We start from the raw sequence: 17,071 nt of genomic DNA on the forward strand, positions 1-17,071 counted from the left end.
CCGCGGATGGCCGGAGCCCAAGCGGAGATGTGCGCCCGACCGATCTCAGGCGCCGAACGACATGATCGCGAAGGCGGCCCCGGCCGGATCGGCGAGTGCGGCGACGCGCGAGGGACCCGGCATGTCCTGCGGTTCGGCGAGCAGCTTGCCGCCCAGTTCCGTGGCGCGAGCGACCACGGCGTCCACGTCGGCGACGCGGATGGTCATCGACCAGAACGGCGCGGGCTCGCCGGGCTGCGCGTGGTGCGCTCCGCCGAACTCGTGGCCGCCCGCGCCGGGAGAGACTGCCTGGTAAGGGTTTTCGGCTGAGGTCTCCCACGCGGCGTTGGTGTACTTCCAGCCGAGTACCTCGGCGTAATGCGCCATCGCGTCGGCGGGAGCGCCCGTCGTGGAGTATTCCACCCAGCAGGGACCGTTGATCGCGCCCCAGTTCTGGGTACCGGGATGCGTGATCAGCCGCGCGATCGCATAGGTCGCGCCCGCCGGATCGGCGAGCACCGAGAAGGTCAACTGCCCGAAGACATCCATCGGTTCGCAGAAGACGGCCGCGCCCGCGTCCCGCGCGGCGGCGACGGTGGCCGCCGCGTCGGACACCGCGAAATAGGGCGTCCACGCCGACGGAACGGTGCTGCCGTCCGGCGTGGTGGCCGGTGCGATGCCCGCCACCTGTGCGTCCCCCTGCCGCAGCAGCGTGTAGTGGGCCGCCTCGGGGCCCAGATCCTCGGCGGTCCAGTCGAACAGGGCGGTGTAGAACTCGGCCGCGGCCGGGATGTCCGGGGTCGTGACATCGAACCAGCAGGGGGCGCCAGTGGCGAATGCAGCGTGCATCGTGGTCTCCTCGATGTGTCGTTGTCGTACATCGATACCGACGGCGTTCGGCTGGGAAAATCATCGCGCCTTGTGGCGGCCGCGTCGCGTCGGGCTGGGTAAGGTGCTGCGAACGAACTCCCGGGCCATTCCGCCGATGCCCGGGCGACCGAGCTGTCACTGCGTGGAAGGGGACGCGAGTGCTGGGCAACGACCCGAGCCAGGCCGCCGACGAATTGGCCCGATGGGCCGAGAATCTGGAACGTACGGCGCAGAAGTACCAAGACCTGCAAGGCAGGATGGAGACTTTGTCGGTCACCGAGAGCTCGGCCGACAACCGGATCAGCGTGACGGTCGACGCCAACGGTGTCACCACCGGCATCACCCTCGCCGCGGCCACCCGCGGCATGGACCCCGCCGCCGTCGCCGCCGAGCTCATGGCCTGCACCCGCCGCGCCCAGGCCCGGCTGCGCAACCAGGTCACCGATCTCGTGCACGACATGGTCGGCGACGACGGCGCGGGGCAGGCCATCGTCGGCCAGTACGCCGCGCGCTTCCCCGATCCCGAACCTGTCGCACCGCCTGCTCCCGCGCAGCCGGTGTACACGCCGCCCGCCACCTACGCTCCGCCGCCCGCGCCCGCCCAGCCATCCCATAGCACCCGTAAGCCCGACCGCGATCAGACTTTCACGCCGGACGAACCGGACGAGGACGACCTGTACTACCGCCGCAAGTCCTGGCTGGAGTGAGCCGCGCGACGTCGTCTCGGCGGCCCCGCGAGAAATTCGCCACGGGAGGGAACCGGCGGTGTATCCGTCGCGTCCTAGACGATGACGAACCCGATGCCGGTCTCGCGTTCCGCGCATCGATGAGGAGTTGACGGTCGGCAACCAGTCGCAACGGATGAGGGAGGGTGCTGTGGCGATGGCGGGCATCGAGTTCGACCCCGAAGGGACTCGCGCGCACGCGAAGAAGGTCGAGGCAGTCCTCGCGGGACTGGGCATGGCCCTCGAGGCCGCGTCGTATCTCGCGCACGCCGACGACGGCTACGGATTGCTCGTGCGGCCTTACGCGGTGTCTGCCCTGGACCCGATCCACGATCGGATCGTCGACAGTCTGGGCAAGCTCAGCGACGAAGCGGGCACGATGCCACAGAAACTGCGCTATGTCGCCGACACCTTCGAAGGCCAGGACCGCGACCGCAAGCACGCCACCGATCAGCAGACAGCACAGATCGCATCGGAGGGAGGTGTGATGCGATGACCGAGCAGACACAGGTCGGGAAGTTCCTCGACGAGGCGCAGATCAACGTTCCGAACATGCTCTTCGACGACGCCGCGAGACCGGAGGGTAACGAACTGCTCCGGTCGGGTGTCGACTTCCGCGAGGAGTACTACCGGGAGGGAAACCCGTTCCTGCGGAATGTGGGTGTGCCGCGCGGGCAGACCACGAACGCGGCGGGCGAGACGGAGAACCCGAACGCGGGCATCCTCGCCGGTACGCCGGCGGGCGACATGTTCGAGGGCCTGCACAAGGTGTTCGGCGACGGCTCCAGCAAGGCTGCGGGCGCTCTCCAGGCATGGGGCGCGGCAGGCAGCCTGAAGGACGCCGCGAACATCGCCGCCGACATCTCGAAGGGGATCACTCTCGCCGAATTCGACCCCTTCGACTACCTCGGCTCGATGCTGATGGGGTGGGTGCTCGAACACGTCGAACCGATGCGCAAAGCGCTCGATTCGCTCGCGGGCAATCCGGGCATGGTCACCGCGTATTCCGAATCCTGGAGCGCCACATCGGAGAAGCTGGCCGAGGTGGCGGTGACGTGGACCGCGGCGGTGGCCGACGACCTCGCCCGATGGGTCGGCGCGGCCGCTGACGCGTATCGCGCCAAGGCCGACAGCCTGATCGCCGACATCATCGCCGAGGCCGCGTTGGCAGATCTGCTCAGCGGGGTGAACGAGAAGATGTCGAAGGTGGTCGACGGGGTCCGCGGCATCGTCACCGAGATCCTGGGTAACCTCGCCGGGATTCTGGTCGAGATCGCGGCCATCCTCATCGCCACCGCGGGAACCGCGTCCCCCGGGCTCATCGCCCGCGCGGTCTTCGAGATCTCCGCCGCCACCATGACCGTCTCGCAGATGCTCGTGAAGATGGCCTCGGCACTCATCAGCCTCGGCGCGCTGTTCCGCAATCTCGTTCAGATGGTCACGGCGGTCGTCGGAATCGAGAACGAGACGGCCGAGGCGGGCGTGTAGCCGAAGCTCCGGTCAGTCCTCGAATCCGGAAGCGCGCACCGCCGCCACGACGATGTCGGCGACGCCGCGCATGCCCGTCAGGGTCGGGTGGTAGGGGACCAGGGTCTCGGTGGCCACGAGCGGATCGAACCAGCGGACGCCCTCCGGTGCGCACATGTCGTGGCCCGCGGAGGGGGTGCGGGTGTCGACATAGGTCGCTCCGTATTCGGTTGCGGCCCTGGCGACTACGGAATTCAACCGGTCGAACGCGCGCTGCACGACGGCGGCGTCCTCCGGACGAAGGCCGATCAGCGCGGGGCAGCCCCCGTCGCGGACATACAGCGGCCAGCCGTCCACGAAGATCTTCGCGTTCGGGGCGAGTGCCGTGATCTGTTGCAGCGCGGCGGAATACGCGGCGAAGATCTTGTCGATCGCGGGATCCCACGCCGGGTCGGCGCACACGCCGCCGCGGAGCCCGGCCGTGTGGCAGGCGACGACGAACCCGGTCATTTCCGTGTCGTTCGCGCCGATGTGCACCGTCACCAGCCGGGTGTTCGGACCGAGCCCGTCGAATTGCGGTGCGATGCCGGGACCTTGGCTGGTGGTCAGGTGCGGGATGCGGGCCCCGCTGCAGGTGCGGTCGTCGAGCCGGAGGCCCAGATCGGCGGCGACCAGCTTGGGGGTGTTGGCGGTGGAGCGTGCGCACCGGAGCGGGGCGCCGGCATCGAACCGCTGGACACCCGTGGTCGCGGCGCCGGAATCGCCGAGCGCCACGTAGTCGGCTCCGCCGTCGGCGGGGGCTGCCGATGCCGGGGCGTGCATCGCCGCCGCGAAGAGGGTGAGCAAGCCCGCGGCGACGGCGATGGCGCGCGAGCGGTTCCGGACGGTCGTCATGGTCGATGGTGCTCCGGTTTCGGTCGGGTCGGCGTCGGTTGGTACTGCGCGGTGAGGCTCGGATAAAGTGAGACGCACTGGTCTCTGTTTGTTGGCAAACTCTACTGCTACCCGGACCTCGGGCGACCGGTTTTCGACGACTTCGGGTGGCAGACTTCAGGTATGACGACTTCTGACTGGGCCGACGTCGACGCCTACCTCGTGGACAATCTGGTGCGCGATCCCGATACCGCCGCCGCGCTGGCGGCGAACGCGGCGGCGGGTCTGCCCGCGATCGATGTGTCTGCGGCGCAAGGGAAGTTCCTGTCGTTGCTGGCCCGGTCGATGGGAGCGCGGCGGGTGCTCGAGATCGGCACACTCGGCGGGTTCAGCACGATCTGGCTGGCCAGGGCGGTGGGGAAGGCGGGCCGCGTGATCACCCTCGAATTCGAGCCGCGGCACGCGGAGGTGGCGCGCGCGAACGTCGACGAGGCGGGCGTGGGTGACCGGGTGGACATCCGGGTGGGCGCGGCGCTGGACAGCCTGCCGATACTCGAGGCCGAGGAGCTCGAGCCGTTCGATCTGGTGTTCATCGACGCCGACAAGGTGAACAACTCGAACTATGTGCGCTGGGCGCTGCGGTTGACCCGGCCCGGCTCGGCGATCATCGTCGACAACGTGGTGCGCGGTGGCGCGCTGGCGGACGGCGCGTCGGACGATCCGATGGTGCGGGCGAGCCGCGAGCTGGTCGAAATGCTCGCGGCCGAACCGCGTCTGGATGCGACGGTGCTGCAGACCGTCGGCGCGAAGGGCTGGGACGGTTTCGCCTACGCGGTCGTGAACGAGTAGGCGCTCAGCAGAACAAGTTTCGAGTTCACCGGTGCTCGGCAGTGTCGACGAAACGCTCCAAGCCGTCGAGTAGGCGGTGCAGCCCGAATTCGAAGGCGCGGTCGGGATCGTACGCGGCGTCGTACTCGGCGCCCGCCGCCCCGCCCACCCGGACGGCGGTGGGGAATCGGGCGGGATCGAGGACCTCGGCGAGTGCGGGCCCGTACGCGTCCCACCACTGCCGGTCGGTGCGGCCCGTCTCGGACTCGGCCCGCGCGGCGTCGACGGCGGTGCGGGCGGCGCCGCGCACGTAGTCGTTGACCAGGGTGACGACGAGATCCATCTCGGTGTCGGACAGGCCGAGGTCATCGATGGAACGGAGCTCGTAGTCGTACTTCGCGGTGAGGTGCGGACCGGGGATGGGCCTGCTCGCCGCGATCTGCAGCAGCCAGGGATGGGTCAGGTACATCGTGCGATTCGCGCGGGCGATGGTCTCGAGCCGCGGGCGCCAGCCGGAGGGCGCGCCGTCGGGCATCGGGTAGTCGCGGTAGACGCGGTCGGCGATGAGGTCGAGCAGTTCGGCCTTGCTCGGGACGTACCCGTACAGCGACATCGCGGTGACACCGAGGTCGTCGGCGACGCGACGCAGCGTGACCGCGGCGAGTCCCTCCAGGTCGGCGAGCCGGATCGCCGTTTCCGCGATGTCGTCGACGGTCAGCTTGGGTTTCGGGCCACGCTTCGGACGCGGCGTGCGCCCCCAGAGCAGCTCGATCGTGCGCTGGGGGTCGCCGCTTCCGCTGTAGTCCATGCCGCCATCATCTCCGATCGGGCTTCCCGTGCCCGCATACAGCCCTTGCTAACTCTCTACAACGTATCTGATTCCTTGTGGAGTTGGGGCCGGGCTGGGCGACGCGATCGTCTCCGATCGGGTGCAGGCGCGCCGATCAGGGGATCAGCACGACTTTGCCCATGGTGGCGCGGGTTTCGATGGCGCGGTGCGCGGCGGCGGCGTCGGCAAGCTCGAAGCGTTGCAGTGCGGGGCGCAGCCGTCCGGCGGCCGCCTCCGCCATGGCGCGGTCCTCCAGGACGCGGATGTCGCCGCCGACCTGCCGCAGCATCGGCGGCCCGAGCACGACCTGGGAGGTGATGCCTCGTTCGGCGAGCTCGTCGTCGGTGAAGGTCAGCGCCACGCCGTCGTTCGGCCCCTTCCCGGCGAAACCGTAGATCAAGTGGCTGCCGCCCTTGGCGAGGAGATCGACGGCGGCCCTGGCGGTCTCGCCGCCGACGGCGTCGAAAACCAGCGTCGCGCCGCGATCGCCGAGGTGGGCGCGAACCCGGTCGGGCCAGTCGGGCAGGAGGTAGTCGACGGCGATGTCGGCGCCGTTGTCCGCCACCCGCGCAGCCTTCGGCTGTCCGCCCGCGAGTCCGATCACGGTGGCGCCGTTGGCTTTCAGGTACTGCACCAGCAGGGTGCCGATGCCGCCGGCGGCGGCGGTCACCACCGCGACGCTCTCCGGCCCGACCTCGGCGAACTGCAGGATGCCCATCGTGGTGCGACCGGTGCCGATCATCGCGACCGCCTCGGCCGGATCCAGATTCTCCGGAATCTCGTGCAGCCGGGCGACATCCACGACCGCGAGTTCGGCGTAGCCGCCGGGTGCTGTGCCGAGATGGGCGACCACCCGCTTCCCGATCCAGTGCGGGTCGACGTCCGCGCCGACGAGATCCACCACGCCCGCGACCTCCCGGCCCGGCACGGTCGGCAACTCCGGCAGCGGATACGGTCCCGGCATGCCGCTGCGCAGCGCGGTGTCGACGACGTGCACTCCCGCCGCCGCGACGGCGACGCGGACCTGTCCCTGCCCCGGCTCGGGCTCGGAAACGGTGTCGTAGCTGAGGTTTTCGGCGGGCCCGAAGGCGTGCAGTCGAATCGCGTGCATGGTGACCACCTTGCGACCTCGAGCTGGGTTGAGGTCAAGTCGTGCGGTGGCGAACCCGGGCGGCGAACCCGTCACACAACGCCTCCAAGCCGAGGAAGAGCAGTTCTTCGGAGGTCAGATCGCTGACGCCTGCGCCAAGCAATTCGGCGAGCCCGTCGGGGACCGGCGAGCTCGGGGCGCCCTCGAGCAGCGCGCGTAGTCCGTTGTCGCCGTGGGTGTCTATACCCTTGCGCGTCATCAGCGCCGAGCTGATCTGCGGCAGCGTCGCGCCCGAGATGTAGTTCCACACCGAGAACGCCATCTGCAGCGCCTCGCGCGCGGAGACGTCCAGCTCCCGGAAGCCCTCGACCAGCCAGCCGAGGCACGCCATGCTGTGCGGGCCGAAGCTGTAGCGGGGCATGGCGAAGGTGAGGATGACCCACGGGTGCCGCTGATAGAGATCCCAGTCGATCTCGGCGGCGATGCGGACCCGGTCGCGCCAAGTCCAGCCCTGCCCCTGCGCACTCGGATAGGGATGTCGGCGGGTCACCTCGTCGGTCATCGCCGCGAGGAGTTCGTCCTTGTTCGCGATGTGGCGGTACAGCGACATCGCGCCGACGCCCATCCGGTCGGCGATGCGGCGCATGGACAGCGCGTCCAAGCCCTCCTCGTCGGCGAGCGTGATCGCGGTGTCGACGATGGCGGCGCGGTGCAGCTTCGGCTCGGTCATCCCATGACTTTCTTTCGATTCAGGGCCCGGGTGCGTACACTGTACCCGGACTCACGCGTACGGCGTACGCGACACGGGAGAGGAAATCGGATGACAGACGTGGAGACAGTGCGGCCTGCCGAAGGTGCGGGGCCCGTCGCTGTCGGCTCACGGCGCGCCTGGCTCGGGCTCGGGGTGCTGCTGCTGCCGGTGCTGCTGGTGTCGATGGACATCTCGGTGCTGTTCCTGGCCATGCCGACGCTCACCGTCGACCTCGACCCCTCCGCGGCCCAGCAGCTGTGGATTCTCGACATCTACGGCTTCCTCATCGCGGGCCTGCTGATCACCATGGGCAACCTCGGCGACCGGATCGGCAGGCGCAACATCCTGCTGGCCGGCGCCACCGTGTTCGGCATCGCCTCGGTACTGGCCGCCCTCGCGCCCACCGCGGGCGTGCTGATCGCGGCGCGGGCGCTGATGGGCATCGGCGGCGCGACGCTGCTGCCGTCCAGCCTCGCGCTGATCTCCAGTCTCTTCCCCGACGCGCGCGAGCGGGCCGCCGCGATCGGCGTGTGGACGGCCTTCTTCGCGGGCGGGTCCGCGGTCGGGCCGATCATCGGCGGGTTGCTGCTGCATCACTTCTGGTGGGGCTCGGTCTTCCTCATCAACCTGCCGGTACTGCTGATCCTGTTGGCGTTCGGGCCGCTCCTGTTGCCGGAGCACCGCGCGGGGGTGCTGGGCCCGCTGGATCTGCCGAGCGTGGCGCTGTCCATCGGCGGCATCCTGCCGGTGGTCTACGCGATCAAGCACGCGGCCGCGGAGGGCATCGACGCGGACGCGATCGTCATCGGACTGATCGGCGTCGCCGCGCTGTTCGTCTTCGTGCGCAGGCAGCGCACGCTGGCCGAGCCACTGCTCGACCTGCGGCTATTCGGCCGCGCGCAGTTCTCCGTCGCCATCGGCTCCAGCCTGGTCGGCATGATGTCGCTGGCCGCGCTGAGCTATCTGACCAGCATCTACCTGCAATCGGTCACCGGTCGCGATCCGCTCGCCGCGGCGCTGCTCGGCATCCCGATGGCGGTCGCGGTGTTCATCTGCTCGATGAGCGGCGCGCGCGTCGGGCAGTGGATCGGCGTCCGCGCCACCTTCGTGCTGGCGTTGCTCGCCTCCGCGGTGGGCAACCTGATGCTGCTCGGGGTCGGCGTGGACGGCGGGATCGGCTGGTACCTGGCGGGTTCCACCATCGCGGGCGTCGGCTACGGCCTCGCGTTCACGCTGGTGTCGGATGTCGCGGTGTCGTCGGTGCCGCCGGAGCGCGCCGGCTCGGCGGTCGGGATCTCGGAGACCAGTTTCGAACTCGGCAACGCCCTCGGGCTGGCGCTGCTCGGCTCGCTCGCCGCGCTGGTCTTCCGTTCCGGCGGTGACTACGCCTCGACGCTTGGCGAGACCGTTCAGGGCGCCGACGACGCTCTGACGCGCAGCGCGCAGGCGTCGTTCGTGGACGGCATGCACGTCGCGACGACCGTCGGCGCCGGTCTGCTGGTGCTGATGGCGATCGTGGCCTGGGTGGCCACCCGGCGGCCCGCTCGCGCCGGATAGGTCAGCGGCCGAACACGCCCGTCAGTATCTCGGCGGCCCACCGATTGACCGGCGTGACGACGTTGTCGTGCACCCAGCGCAGCGGGCGCACGACGATCGCCACCCACACGGCGGCCATCACGTGCAGCGCCGGGCGCAGCACGGTGCGGTAGACGAACCGGCACGGCGTCACGACCAGCACCCCGACGAGCACGGTGGCCACCCGCCAGGCGTAGGTCAGCACCGCGCGCAGCAGCAGCCACACGGGACGCAGCACCCATCGCCACAGCTGCACCAGCGGCCAGACCACGAACCACTTGCCGAGCCAGTAGATCGCCGCGAGCAGCAGGCCGAGCAGCGGTTCCAGCACAGCGCGCCACAACCAGACCAGCCCGGGCCGTAGCACCGTGCGCCAGAGCCAGCGCTCGACGGCCTGCCGCAGCGGTCGCAGGACGTAGTCGAGCAGCAGCGCGACGAACGGCGTCAGCACCAAGCCCCACAGCACCTGCTGGAGCAGCCAGCCCCACAGAAAGTCCTTGACGAACAACCAGATCGGACGAATCACCCAATACCAGACGAACCGGGCGACGGGCGCGAGCAGCCGGGTGACGAAGTACCGGAGCGCGGCGGCGAGCACGCGCCCGAGCAGACGCACGCCCTCCCAGATCAGCCGAACAGGGACGAGCACCACGAGGGCGATGACCCGGGCGATCCAGGCCCCGAGACCCACCGGTTGGGAAGGTTGCGACGACATCGTCGAATCTTCCCGCACCGGCCGCCCGCCGCACCGCCGTGTTTCTACGCCGGGTCCGGGGTAGAAACCCCCAGCGCGCCATACATTGGTGAGGTGTCCGAGACTCAGCGCACAACCGGGCGTCCGCTCGCGGAGCGGGTCGCCGTCAAGCTGCTGTACCCCACCTCGCGTCCCTCCGGAAGAGACTTGCGCGCCGCGGTGTCCGGACGCAACGTGCTGGTGACCGGCGCGTCGCACGGGATAGGCAAGGCCAGCGCCCGCAAACTCGCCGCCGCGGGCGCGACCGTGCTGCTCGTCGCCCGGTCCGCGGGCGAACTCGAGCGGCTGACCGCCGAGATCACCGCCGCGGGCGGCGTCGCACACGCCTATCCGGCCGACATCACCGACATGGACGCGGTGGATCGTCTCGCGCGCGAGCTGCTCGCCGCGCACGGCCACATCGATGTGCTGATCAACAACGCGGGCAAGTCGATTCGCCGCCCGATCGACGAATCCTATGACCGCTTCCACGATTTCACGCGCACCATCGACGTGAACTATCTCGGTCCGGTCCGCCTGCTGCTGACCTTGTTGCCCGCCATGCGCTCTCGCGGCAGCGGGCACATCGTCAACATGTCGACCTGGGGCGTGCTCATGCCGCCCGCCCCGAGGTGGGCCGCCTACGGCGCATCGAAGGCGGCTTTCGACGTGTGGCTGCGCAGCGTCGCCACCGAGATCGCCGCCGACGGCCTGACCACCACGTCGATCTACATGCCGCTCGTGCACACCAGGATGAGCGCGCCCACCGACTTCAGCCGGGTGCCCGGCCTCACCGTCGACGAGGCATCCGACCTCGTCTGCCACGCCGTCACCGCCAAACCGGTCGAGATCGCCCCCTGGTGGTCGACGCCGATCCAGGTCTGGACCGGCCTCACCAGGGTCCGTGCCCAGCACTTCCTGGCCCGAGCCTTCCGGCGCGGCGCGGCCTGACGCGGCCGGAGGTAGATGGTCGGAAAATCCCGCGCACGGAGGGAGGGAAGGCGGGGGTAGGCCTAGGATCGAGCGATGCGGGAAGCGGGTGCGACGAGTCCGGCGACGCTGTTCGCGCTGGCGGACTCGCGGCTGCCGATCGGCGGGCACGTGCACTCCGGCGGTGTCGAGGAGGCCGTCGTCTCGGGGCTGGTACGCGATATCGCGTCCGTCGAGGCCTACCTGCGCCGTCGCGTGCGTACCTCGGGTCTGGTCGCGGCCTCGCTCGCCGCCGCAGTGTGCGCGGGGGAACTCGACCCGCACCGCGCCGACGCCGAGGCTGACGCGCGCACCCCAGCACCGGCGGCGCGGGCGGCCTCGCGCGCGCAGGGTCGCGGGTTGTTGCGGTTGGCCAAACACGTTTGGCCACACCATGATTGGGCCGAGCTCGCGGCACGTCCGCACCTGCCGACGGTGTTCGGCGCGGTGGGGCGCGCCTGCGCGATCGGTCCGCGCGAGACGGCCGACGTCGTCGTCTACACCACCCTCACCGGCGCCGCCACCGCCGCCCAGCGGCTGCTCGCGCTCGATCCGGCCGCCGTCGCCGCCTGCACCGTCCGGCTGGCCGAGCTCTGCGACCGCACCGCGGCCGACGCCGCCTGCGGTCTCGCCGCGCTGTCCGATCCGCTGCAAGACGTGCTCGCCGAGCGGCACCGTCACCGCGACATGCCGCTGTTCGCCAGCTGACACGTTGTCGAGAGAGGAGATGCTCGCATGCCACCGCACCTGATCGACGGTGAACCGCACGATCATTCGCACGACCGGCCGAAACGGGAGCGGACACCGGGGGAGCCGCTGCGCATCGGCATCGGCGGTCCCGTCGGCTCGGGCAAGACCGCGCTGGTCGCGGCGCTGTGCAGGCAGCTGCGCGAGGAACTGTCGCTGGCCGTGCTGACCAACGACATCTACACCACCGAGGACGCGGACTTCCTGCGCCGCCACGCGGTGCTTCCGGACGAGCGGATCGCCGCCGTGCAGACCGGCGGCTGCCCGCACACCGCCATCCGCGACGACATCACCGCCAACCTGGACGCCATCGACGACCTGATCGCGGCCAACCCGCCGCTGGATCTGATCCTGGTGGAATCCGGCGGCGACAACCTCACCGCGACGTTCTCCTCCGGCCTGATCGACGCGCAGATCTTCGTCGTCGACGTGGCGGGCGGTGACAAGGTGCCGCGCAAGGGCGGCCCCGGCGTCACCTTCTCGGACCTGTTGGTGGTCAACAAGACCGACCTCGCCCCGCTGGTCGGCGCGGATCTCGGGGTGATGGAGCGCGACGCGGCCACGGTGCGCGAGGGCAGGCCAACCGCGATGCTCTCCCTGACGGAGGACCCCGCCGCCACCCCGGTGCTGGCGTGGGTGCGCGAACAACTCGCCGCGGCGGCCCTGGCCGCGGCCGCCGACGCGCAGTGAACCGTTGCGCACGGAGCTGAGAATCGTCGCGGCGGCGGGCACGCTCCCGGAGATCCACGCGTCCGGCGGCTTGGCCGCCCGCCGGACGGGACCGGACACCGTGCACCTGATCGGGACCGCCGCCACCCCGTTGGGCGGCGACGAAATCGACGTCGCGGTCGCGGTCGGCCCCGGCGCCCGGCTCGCGCTGCGGTCGGTCGCGGCGACCATCGCGCTCCCCGGCGTCGCGACCCGAATGTCGATCGCGCGCTGGCGTTTCGAGGTCGCCGACGGCGGCGAACTGGACGTGGAGACCGAGCCGACGATCGTGGCAGGTGGCGCCGACCACCGCGCGGTCACCACCGTGCTGCTCGCGGCGGGCGCCCGCCTGCGTCTGCGCGAACGCGTGCAGATCGGCCGTGCGGACGAGGATGGCGGCGCGTGGCGCGGTGACCTGATCGCCGATCTGGCGGATCTGCCGCTGCTGCGCCATCGTCTGGAACTGGGGGCGCACACCGCCACCGACGACGCGCTCGCGACTCCGCGCGCACTCGACAGCGAACTCGTCTACCCCGACGATCGGCCCGTCGAGACCTTCGGACTGACCGCGGCGCGATTGCCGCTCGCCGCGGGCGGGAGCCTGTTCACCGCGGTGGGGCCACGGCTGAGCGCGACGGCGAGCCCACAGACACCGAGTGGGACAACGGTTTCGATGTCGGCCGGTGGTCAGCCGCCCGGCTGACATGTGGTGGCCACGACTTCCCGCTGACGCCGAAAGGGCGGGGCTCCGACATTGGCGTCGAAACCCCGCCCCGCTCTCTGCCTTCCGGAAACACCTTTCCAGCCGGAAGCGCGTGCCGCGCGTTCAGTCGCCGAGAACCCGCGCGGGGGCGACGAAACCGCCGGCCGCGCCGACTGCCGCACCGGCAGCCGCACCGACGATGGCGGCGGGGATGAGGACCGCCGCGGCGCCGACCGCAGCGCCGAGCACCGGTCCCGCGACGAGGCCGATCGGGAAGAACGGAGCACCGGCCGCCAGCCCGACCGTCGCGCCCATCACGCCCGCGCTGATCGCGATCGGCACCGCCGATGCGGCGCCCTGCGCGGCGCCCATGGCCGCGGTGCCGAGGGTCTGCGCGGCGATGCGGTCGGACCGGCTGCGCTCCATACCGACCGAGTCGAGGAACGTCGTGAGATTCGCCTCGGCCACTGCGGCGGCGTCGTTGATCTGGATCGCCTGTTCGTGGCCGATCCAGCCGGGAGTTGGCACCGTGACGTCGCCGAAGCGGAACCGGCCCGGCGGCGGCGCGATCGGCGGCACCGGTGCCACCGGGACCGGCGGGTGCAGCACACCGACCGGCGCGAGGTAGCTCTGCTCCGGCGCGGGCCGCGCCCACTGCAGCGAACTGTGGATGTCGTCCGGAATGACGAAGCCCTCGTACGGAACGACGTTGGGCGCATCGGCCGCGGGCCACTGCTTCGCCTGCTCGGGCTGGGAGACCGTATTCGACTGTGCGGGCTCGGCATTCGCCGTCCCGGTGCCGACGAGCGCCAACACCAGCGGAACCGCGGCCGCCGCGACCATCGAGCCCATCGTCCGCCGCTGCGGGTTGGGAGCTCCGTGCTTGTTTGTGCCCATAACTCACCTCTCGTGGATGACATTGCCCGACGTCCCACATTCGGACCCGAACGCAACACGGATTGGTCGAAATCCGCAGCACGACAAGTGAATCGCGGCCGCTTGACACGGCCGGAGGTGTGAAAAAGCTCGCCACCCGAGGAAGGGTGGCGAGCAGAAGTCTCTCGGAGAGTTAGGAGACCGCGCGGTCGGTTACCGTTTTGCCCGGCGCGCGGCCGTTGCTCGCGGGCGGCGCGCCGAGGGCGGCCGCGAGCTCGTCGGCCTCCTGCTGATCCTCGTTGACCTGTTCCAAGGCGAGTCGCGCGAACACCCACTGCTCGGTGGCGGCCATCTGCCCGCGGGTGCGCCCGAGGAAGGTGACGAACCACTGGATCACCGTGATGATCCGGCTGCGGTAGCCCACCAGGTAGTACAGGTGCAGCGCGAGCCAGGCCAGCCAGGCGACGAACCCGCCGAACTCCAGCTTGCCGACCTGGCAGACGGCGCTGAACCGCGACACGGTGGCCATGCTGCCTTTGTTGAAGTACTTGAACGGCTTACGGTCTGCGGGCGATTCGCCCTCGAGCCCGGCTTTGATCTGTTTGGCGGCGTAGGTGGCGCCCTGAATGGCGCCCTGCGCCTGGCCCGGTACGCCGGGCACGGACATCAGGTCGCCGACGACGAAGACGTTGGGGTGGCCCTTGATGGTGAGGTCGGGCTCCACGATGACGCGCCCGGCCCGATCCACCTCGGTGCCCTCGGAGCGCTCGGCGAGCATCTTGCCCAGCGGGCTCGCCTGCACGCCCGCCGACCAGACCTTGCACGCGGATTCGATCCTGCGGATCGTGCCGTCGGAGTCCTTGACCGTGACGCCGTGCGCGTCGATGTCGGTGACCATGGCGTTGAGCTGGATCTCCACGCCCATGCTCTCCAGCCTGCGCTGGGCCTTGCCGCCCAGTTTGGGGCCCATCGGGCCGAGTACCGCGCCCGCGCCCTCGATCAGGATGACTCTGGCATCGCGCGGATCGATGTTGTGAAAGGTGCCCTCGAGCGTGCGATCGGCGAGTTCGGCGATCTGCCCGGCCAATTCGACGCCGGTCGGTCCCGCGCCGATCACCACGAAGGTGAGCAGCCGGTCGCGCAGTTCCTGGCTGGTCGCCAGCTCCGCGCCCTCGAACGCGCCGAGGATGCGGCCGCGCAGCTCGAGCGCGTCGTCGATGGTCTTCATACCGGGGGCGTAGGTGGCGAACCGGTCGTTGCCGAAGTACGACTGCTGCGCGCCGGTGGCGACGATCAGGCTGTCGAACGGGGTGACCGTGCTCTGGTTCAGCAGCCGCGAGGTGACCGTCTTCTCGGCTAGGTCGATGTCGATGACATCACCTAGTAGCACCTGGCAGTTGCGCTGCTTGCGCAGCACGAGCCGGGTGGCGGGCGCGATCTCGCCGACCGAGAGGATGCCGGTGGCGACCTGGTAGAGCAGTGGCTGGAAAAGATGGGTCGAGGTCTTGGAGATCAGGGTGATGTCCACGTCGGCGCGCTTGAGGTGCTTGGCGCCGAACAGGCCGCCGAAGCCCGAGCCGATCACCACCACCCTGTGGCGACGGTTCTCCACAGACTGAGTGCTCATCGTCCTGCTCCTCGACAATCGGGGGGCTGGTTCCCCCGCGAACGGTTATCGACAAGCTTCAACCGTAGTCGGCTCGCCCTGGACCGTCACGACGAGATCCCCGTTCCGGGCGTGCAGTAGTGCGGAACCTCACGATCGGCGGGGTGGAGATGTGAAGCCACCGTCGCCGATCCGCCTGAACGATTGCGAAGAAGAGAATACGATAGATGCTGTCGTTCAGGGAGGTGTTCGATGGTCGCCGAAGACCGGGTCGCCGTCCGAAATCGCAGCGTGCATGCCGTATCGGAGAACGCGTATCTCATCGACATTCCCGAGACGGGTGTCATCGATCGCATGCTGCGCAGGCTGCCCGAACGCCACCGTGTGCTGGCCGCTCCGCCGCGCGGCAGCGCGACCGTCCCGGTGCGCGGCGATATCGGGCTGCCCTATCTGGGTCGCGCGCTGCACTACATGCGCTGGGGCCCGGCCGAGATGATGGAGCGGCACCGCCGCTACGGACCGGTGTCGCTGAACACCTCGCTCGGCGTCGACCGTGTGCTGGTGTCCGGACCGGAGGCGCTCGACGAGGTGCTGGGCAAGCGACGCCGGGATTTCGGTCAGGGCTGGGACTATTTCATCGGCCCGTTCTTCCGGCGCGGGCTGCTGCTGCTCGAATTCGACGAACACATGTTCCATCGCCGGATCATGCAGCAGGCCTTCACCAGGGACCGCCTCGCGGCGCACCTGGCTACGCTGACGCCGGTCGCGCTGGCCGCGGTCGCCCGCTGGGTGCCGCCGGGGCGGGACGGCGCGACCGTGCGGCTGTACCCGACGATCAAGGAGCTGACACTCGAGATCGCGGGGGAGACCTTCATGGCCGTCGACGTCGGGCCGCAGCGGCGCGAACTCGTCGACGCCTTCGTCGATTGCACGCACGCCGGTCTGTCGATCGTGCGCCACCCGATCCCGGGCGGGCACTGGCGCGCCGGCCTGCGCGGCAGGCGGGTGCTCGAGCGGTATTTCACCGAGATGCTGCCCGCCAAACGCCGCTCCCAGGACCCCGACTTCTTCTCCGGCCTGTGCCATGCCCGCAGCGAGGACGGCGAGGTGTTCACCGACGCCGACGTGGTGAATCACATGATCTTCCTGATCATGGCCGCCCACGACACCACCACGACCACCGCCACCGCCGTCGCCTACTACCTGGGCAAACATCCGGAATGGCAGCGCAGGGTGCGCGCGGAGGTGCTCGCGGCCGACGCCGAAACCGGCGACGCCGCAACGACCATCGCGGATCTGGACCGCCTGGGCGAGCTAGACCTCGTGGTCAAGGAGTCGCTGCGGTTGATGCCGCCGGTGCCAGGCCTGGTGCGCCGTGCCGTGCGCGACACGGAGATCCTCGGCCACTACATTCCGGCGGGCACCGCCGTCGACCTGGCCTATCAGGTCAACCATCTGCTGCCCGAGCTGTGGACGCGTCCCGAGGTGTTCGACCCGCTGCGATTCGCCGAACCGCGCCGCGAGGACCACTCGCACCGGCTGGCCTGGCTGCCCTTCGGCGCCGGCGCCCACAAGTGCATCGGCATGCACTTCGGCACCTTCGAGGTGAAGACCCTGATCGCCGCGATGGTGCGCGAATACGAGTGGCGGATCCCCGACGACTATCGAATGCCGTGGGGATTCACCACGATTCCGTTCCCGCGCGACGGCGCCCCCATGCTGCTGCGCCGTCGGCGGTAGGA

At 69.9% G+C, this 17,071-nt stretch carries 18 protein-coding genes; 10 read left to right on the forward strand and 8 right to left on the reverse strand.

Annotated features, from left to right (window positions below; translation table 11 throughout):
- Nucleotides 1–45 precede the first annotated feature (45 nt).
- On the reverse strand, nt 46–828 hold the full coding sequence (locus tag AB0H50_RS13490) for a VOC family protein (RefSeq protein WP_357450965.1): 783 nt from the start codon (nt 826–828) through the stop codon (nt 46–48).
- 179 nt (nt 829–1,007) lie between these two features.
- Between AB0H50_RS13490 and AB0H50_RS13495 the strand changes: the two genes are divergently transcribed.
- From AB0H50_RS13495 to AB0H50_RS13505, 3 genes are all read left to right on the forward strand, one after another.
- On the forward strand, nt 1,008–1,556 hold the full coding sequence (locus AB0H50_RS13495; RefSeq protein ID WP_357450968.1) for a YbaB/EbfC family nucleoid-associated protein: 549 nt from the start codon (nt 1,008–1,010) through the stop codon (nt 1,554–1,556).
- Between the two features lie 154 nt (nt 1,557–1,710).
- Complete coding sequence (locus AB0H50_RS13500; RefSeq protein ID WP_357450971.1) at nt 1,711–2,070, forward strand: hypothetical protein; 360 nt, start codon at nt 1,711–1,713, stop codon at nt 2,068–2,070.
- Nucleotides 2,067–3,062 carry a hypothetical protein gene (locus tag AB0H50_RS13505; RefSeq protein ID WP_357450975.1) on the forward strand — a complete coding sequence of 332 codons (996 nt, stop codon included), beginning with the start codon at nt 2,067–2,069 and terminating at the stop codon, nt 3,060–3,062. The genes AB0H50_RS13500 and AB0H50_RS13505 overlap by 4 nt, the downstream gene beginning before the upstream one ends.
- A gap of 12 nt (nt 3,063–3,074) precedes the next feature.
- Here the strand turns inward: AB0H50_RS13505 and AB0H50_RS13510 are convergent, their stop codons facing one another.
- Complete coding sequence (locus AB0H50_RS13510; RefSeq protein WP_357450977.1) at nt 3,075–3,935, reverse strand: SGNH/GDSL hydrolase family protein; 861 nt, start codon at nt 3,933–3,935, stop codon at nt 3,075–3,077.
- Between the two features lie 162 nt (nt 3,936–4,097).
- On the opposite strand from AB0H50_RS13510, the gene AB0H50_RS13515 reads away from it, so the two are divergent.
- Nucleotides 4,098–4,763, forward strand: a complete 666-nt coding sequence (locus tag AB0H50_RS13515) for an O-methyltransferase (protein WP_357450980.1) — start codon at nt 4,098–4,100, stop codon at nt 4,761–4,763.
- A 25-nt stretch (nt 4,764–4,788) separates the two neighbouring features.
- On the opposite strand, the gene AB0H50_RS13520 is transcribed toward AB0H50_RS13515, so the two are convergent.
- From AB0H50_RS13520 to AB0H50_RS13530, 3 genes are all read right to left on the reverse strand, one after another.
- Nucleotides 4,789–5,550, reverse strand: coding sequence for a TetR/AcrR family transcriptional regulator (locus AB0H50_RS13520; protein ID WP_357450983.1), 762 nt, complete (start codon nt 5,548–5,550; stop codon nt 4,789–4,791).
- Between the two features lie 136 nt (nt 5,551–5,686).
- Nucleotides 5,687–6,682 carry a zinc-binding dehydrogenase gene (locus AB0H50_RS13525; RefSeq protein ID WP_357450986.1) on the reverse strand — a complete coding sequence of 332 codons (996 nt, stop codon included), beginning with the start codon at nt 6,680–6,682 and terminating at the stop codon, nt 5,687–5,689.
- A gap of 34 nt (nt 6,683–6,716) precedes the next feature.
- Nucleotides 6,717–7,391 carry a TetR family transcriptional regulator gene (locus AB0H50_RS13530; protein ID WP_357450988.1) on the reverse strand — a complete coding sequence of 225 codons (675 nt, stop codon included), beginning with the start codon at nt 7,389–7,391 and terminating at the stop codon, nt 6,717–6,719.
- 90 nt (nt 7,392–7,481) lie between these two features.
- Between AB0H50_RS13530 and AB0H50_RS13535 the strand changes: the two genes are divergently transcribed.
- Nucleotides 7,482–8,969: an MFS transporter gene (locus AB0H50_RS13535; RefSeq protein WP_357450991.1), complete on the forward strand. Its 1,488-nt coding sequence runs from the start codon at nt 7,482–7,484 to the stop codon at nt 8,967–8,969.
- 1 nt (nt 8,970) lies between these two features.
- On the opposite strand, the gene AB0H50_RS13540 is transcribed toward AB0H50_RS13535, so the two are convergent.
- A complete protein-coding gene (locus AB0H50_RS13540; RefSeq protein WP_357450994.1) occupies nt 8,971–9,702 on the reverse strand; it encodes a hypothetical protein in 732 nt (243 codons plus the stop codon).
- A gap of 150 nt (nt 9,703–9,852) precedes the next feature.
- Here AB0H50_RS13540 and AB0H50_RS13545 point away from each other — a divergent pair, with 150 nt between their 5' ends.
- The 4 genes from AB0H50_RS13545 (at nt 9,853) to AB0H50_RS13560 (ending at nt 12,847) form a co-directional block, all read left to right on the forward strand.
- On the forward strand, nt 9,853–10,671 hold the full coding sequence (locus AB0H50_RS13545; protein WP_357451558.1) for an SDR family NAD(P)-dependent oxidoreductase: 819 nt from the start codon (nt 9,853–9,855) through the stop codon (nt 10,669–10,671).
- Between the two features lie 75 nt (nt 10,672–10,746).
- Nucleotides 10,747–11,397 (forward strand): urease accessory UreF family protein, encoded by a 651-nt coding sequence (locus AB0H50_RS13550; RefSeq protein ID WP_357450997.1) that lies wholly within the window; start codon nt 10,747–10,749, stop codon nt 11,395–11,397.
- 27 nt (nt 11,398–11,424) lie between these two features.
- The gene (ureG, locus tag AB0H50_RS13555) at nt 11,425–12,126 is read left to right on the forward strand and encodes an urease accessory protein UreG (protein WP_357451000.1); all 702 of its coding nucleotides are present in this window, start codon (nt 11,425–11,427) and stop codon (nt 12,124–12,126) included.
- Between the two features lie 4 nt (nt 12,127–12,130).
- Nucleotides 12,131–12,847, forward strand: a complete 717-nt coding sequence (locus AB0H50_RS13560; protein WP_357451002.1) for an urease accessory protein UreD — start codon at nt 12,131–12,133, stop codon at nt 12,845–12,847.
- Nucleotides 12,848–12,970: 123 nt separating this feature from the next.
- Here AB0H50_RS13560 and AB0H50_RS13565 read toward each other — a convergent pair whose 3' ends face one another.
- Both AB0H50_RS13565 and AB0H50_RS13570 read right to left on the reverse strand, forming a co-directional pair.
- Nucleotides 12,971–13,744 (reverse strand): hypothetical protein, encoded by a 774-nt coding sequence (locus AB0H50_RS13565; protein ID WP_357451005.1) that lies wholly within the window; start codon nt 13,742–13,744, stop codon nt 12,971–12,973.
- 172 nt (nt 13,745–13,916) lie between these two features.
- Entirely contained in the window at nt 13,917–15,350 is a 1,434-nt protein-coding gene (locus AB0H50_RS13570; protein ID WP_357451008.1) for an NAD(P)/FAD-dependent oxidoreductase, read from the reverse strand.
- A gap of 231 nt (nt 15,351–15,581) precedes the next feature.
- On the opposite strand from AB0H50_RS13570, the gene AB0H50_RS13575 reads away from it, so the two are divergent.
- Nucleotides 15,582–17,069 (forward strand): cytochrome P450, encoded by a 1,488-nt coding sequence (locus AB0H50_RS13575; protein WP_357451011.1) that lies wholly within the window; start codon nt 15,582–15,584, stop codon nt 17,067–17,069.
- Nucleotides 17,070–17,071: the final 2 nt, after the last annotated feature.

This window comes from Nocardia sp. NPDC050793, from assembly GCF_040654065.1.
In the GTDB taxonomy this organism is placed as follows: domain Bacteria; phylum Actinomycetota; class Actinomycetes; order Mycobacteriales; family Mycobacteriaceae; genus Nocardia.

Excerpts from the sequence above, each read along its gene's own strand:
- AB0H50_RS13535 (WP_357450991.1), top strand. The coding sequence starts at position 7,482 with ATGACAGACGTGGAGACAGTGCGGCCTGCCGAAGGTGCGGGGCCCGTC.
- AB0H50_RS13520 (WP_357450983.1), bottom strand. The coding sequence starts at position 5,550 with ATGGACTACAGCGGAAGCGGCGACCCCCAGCGCACGATCGAGCTGCTC.
- AB0H50_RS13565 (WP_357451005.1), bottom strand. The coding sequence starts at position 13,744 with ATGGGCACAAACAAGCACGGAGCTCCCAACCCGCAGCGGCGGACGATG.
- AB0H50_RS13500 (WP_357450971.1), top strand. The coding sequence starts at position 1,711 with ATGAGGGAGGGTGCTGTGGCGATGGCGGGCATCGAGTTCGACCCCGAA.
- AB0H50_RS13550 (WP_357450997.1), top strand. The coding sequence starts at position 10,747 with ATGCGGGAAGCGGGTGCGACGAGTCCGGCGACGCTGTTCGCGCTGGCG.
- AB0H50_RS13515 (WP_357450980.1), top strand. The coding sequence starts at position 4,098 with ATGACGACTTCTGACTGGGCCGACGTCGACGCCTACCTCGTGGACAAT.
- AB0H50_RS13575 (WP_357451011.1), top strand. The coding sequence starts at position 15,582 with ATGGTCGCCGAAGACCGGGTCGCCGTCCGAAATCGCAGCGTGCATGCC.
- ureG (WP_357451000.1), top strand. The coding sequence starts at position 11,425 with ATGCCACCGCACCTGATCGACGGTGAACCGCACGATCATTCGCACGAC.
- AB0H50_RS13490 (WP_357450965.1), bottom strand. The coding sequence starts at position 828 with ATGCACGCTGCATTCGCCACTGGCGCCCCCTGCTGGTTCGATGTCACG.
- AB0H50_RS13505 (WP_357450975.1), top strand. The coding sequence starts at position 2,067 with ATGACCGAGCAGACACAGGTCGGGAAGTTCCTCGACGAGGCGCAGATC.
- AB0H50_RS13525 (WP_357450986.1), bottom strand. The coding sequence starts at position 6,682 with ATGCACGCGATTCGACTGCACGCCTTCGGGCCCGCCGAAAACCTCAGC.
- AB0H50_RS13530 (WP_357450988.1), bottom strand. The coding sequence starts at position 7,391 with ATGACCGAGCCGAAGCTGCACCGCGCCGCCATCGTCGACACCGCGATC.
- AB0H50_RS13510 (WP_357450977.1), bottom strand. The coding sequence starts at position 3,935 with ATGACGACCGTCCGGAACCGCTCGCGCGCCATCGCCGTCGCCGCGGGC.
- AB0H50_RS13540 (WP_357450994.1), bottom strand. The coding sequence starts at position 9,702 with ATGTCGTCGCAACCTTCCCAACCGGTGGGTCTCGGGGCCTGGATCGCC.
- AB0H50_RS13570 (WP_357451008.1), bottom strand. The coding sequence starts at position 15,350 with ATGAGCACTCAGTCTGTGGAGAACCGTCGCCACAGGGTGGTGGTGATC.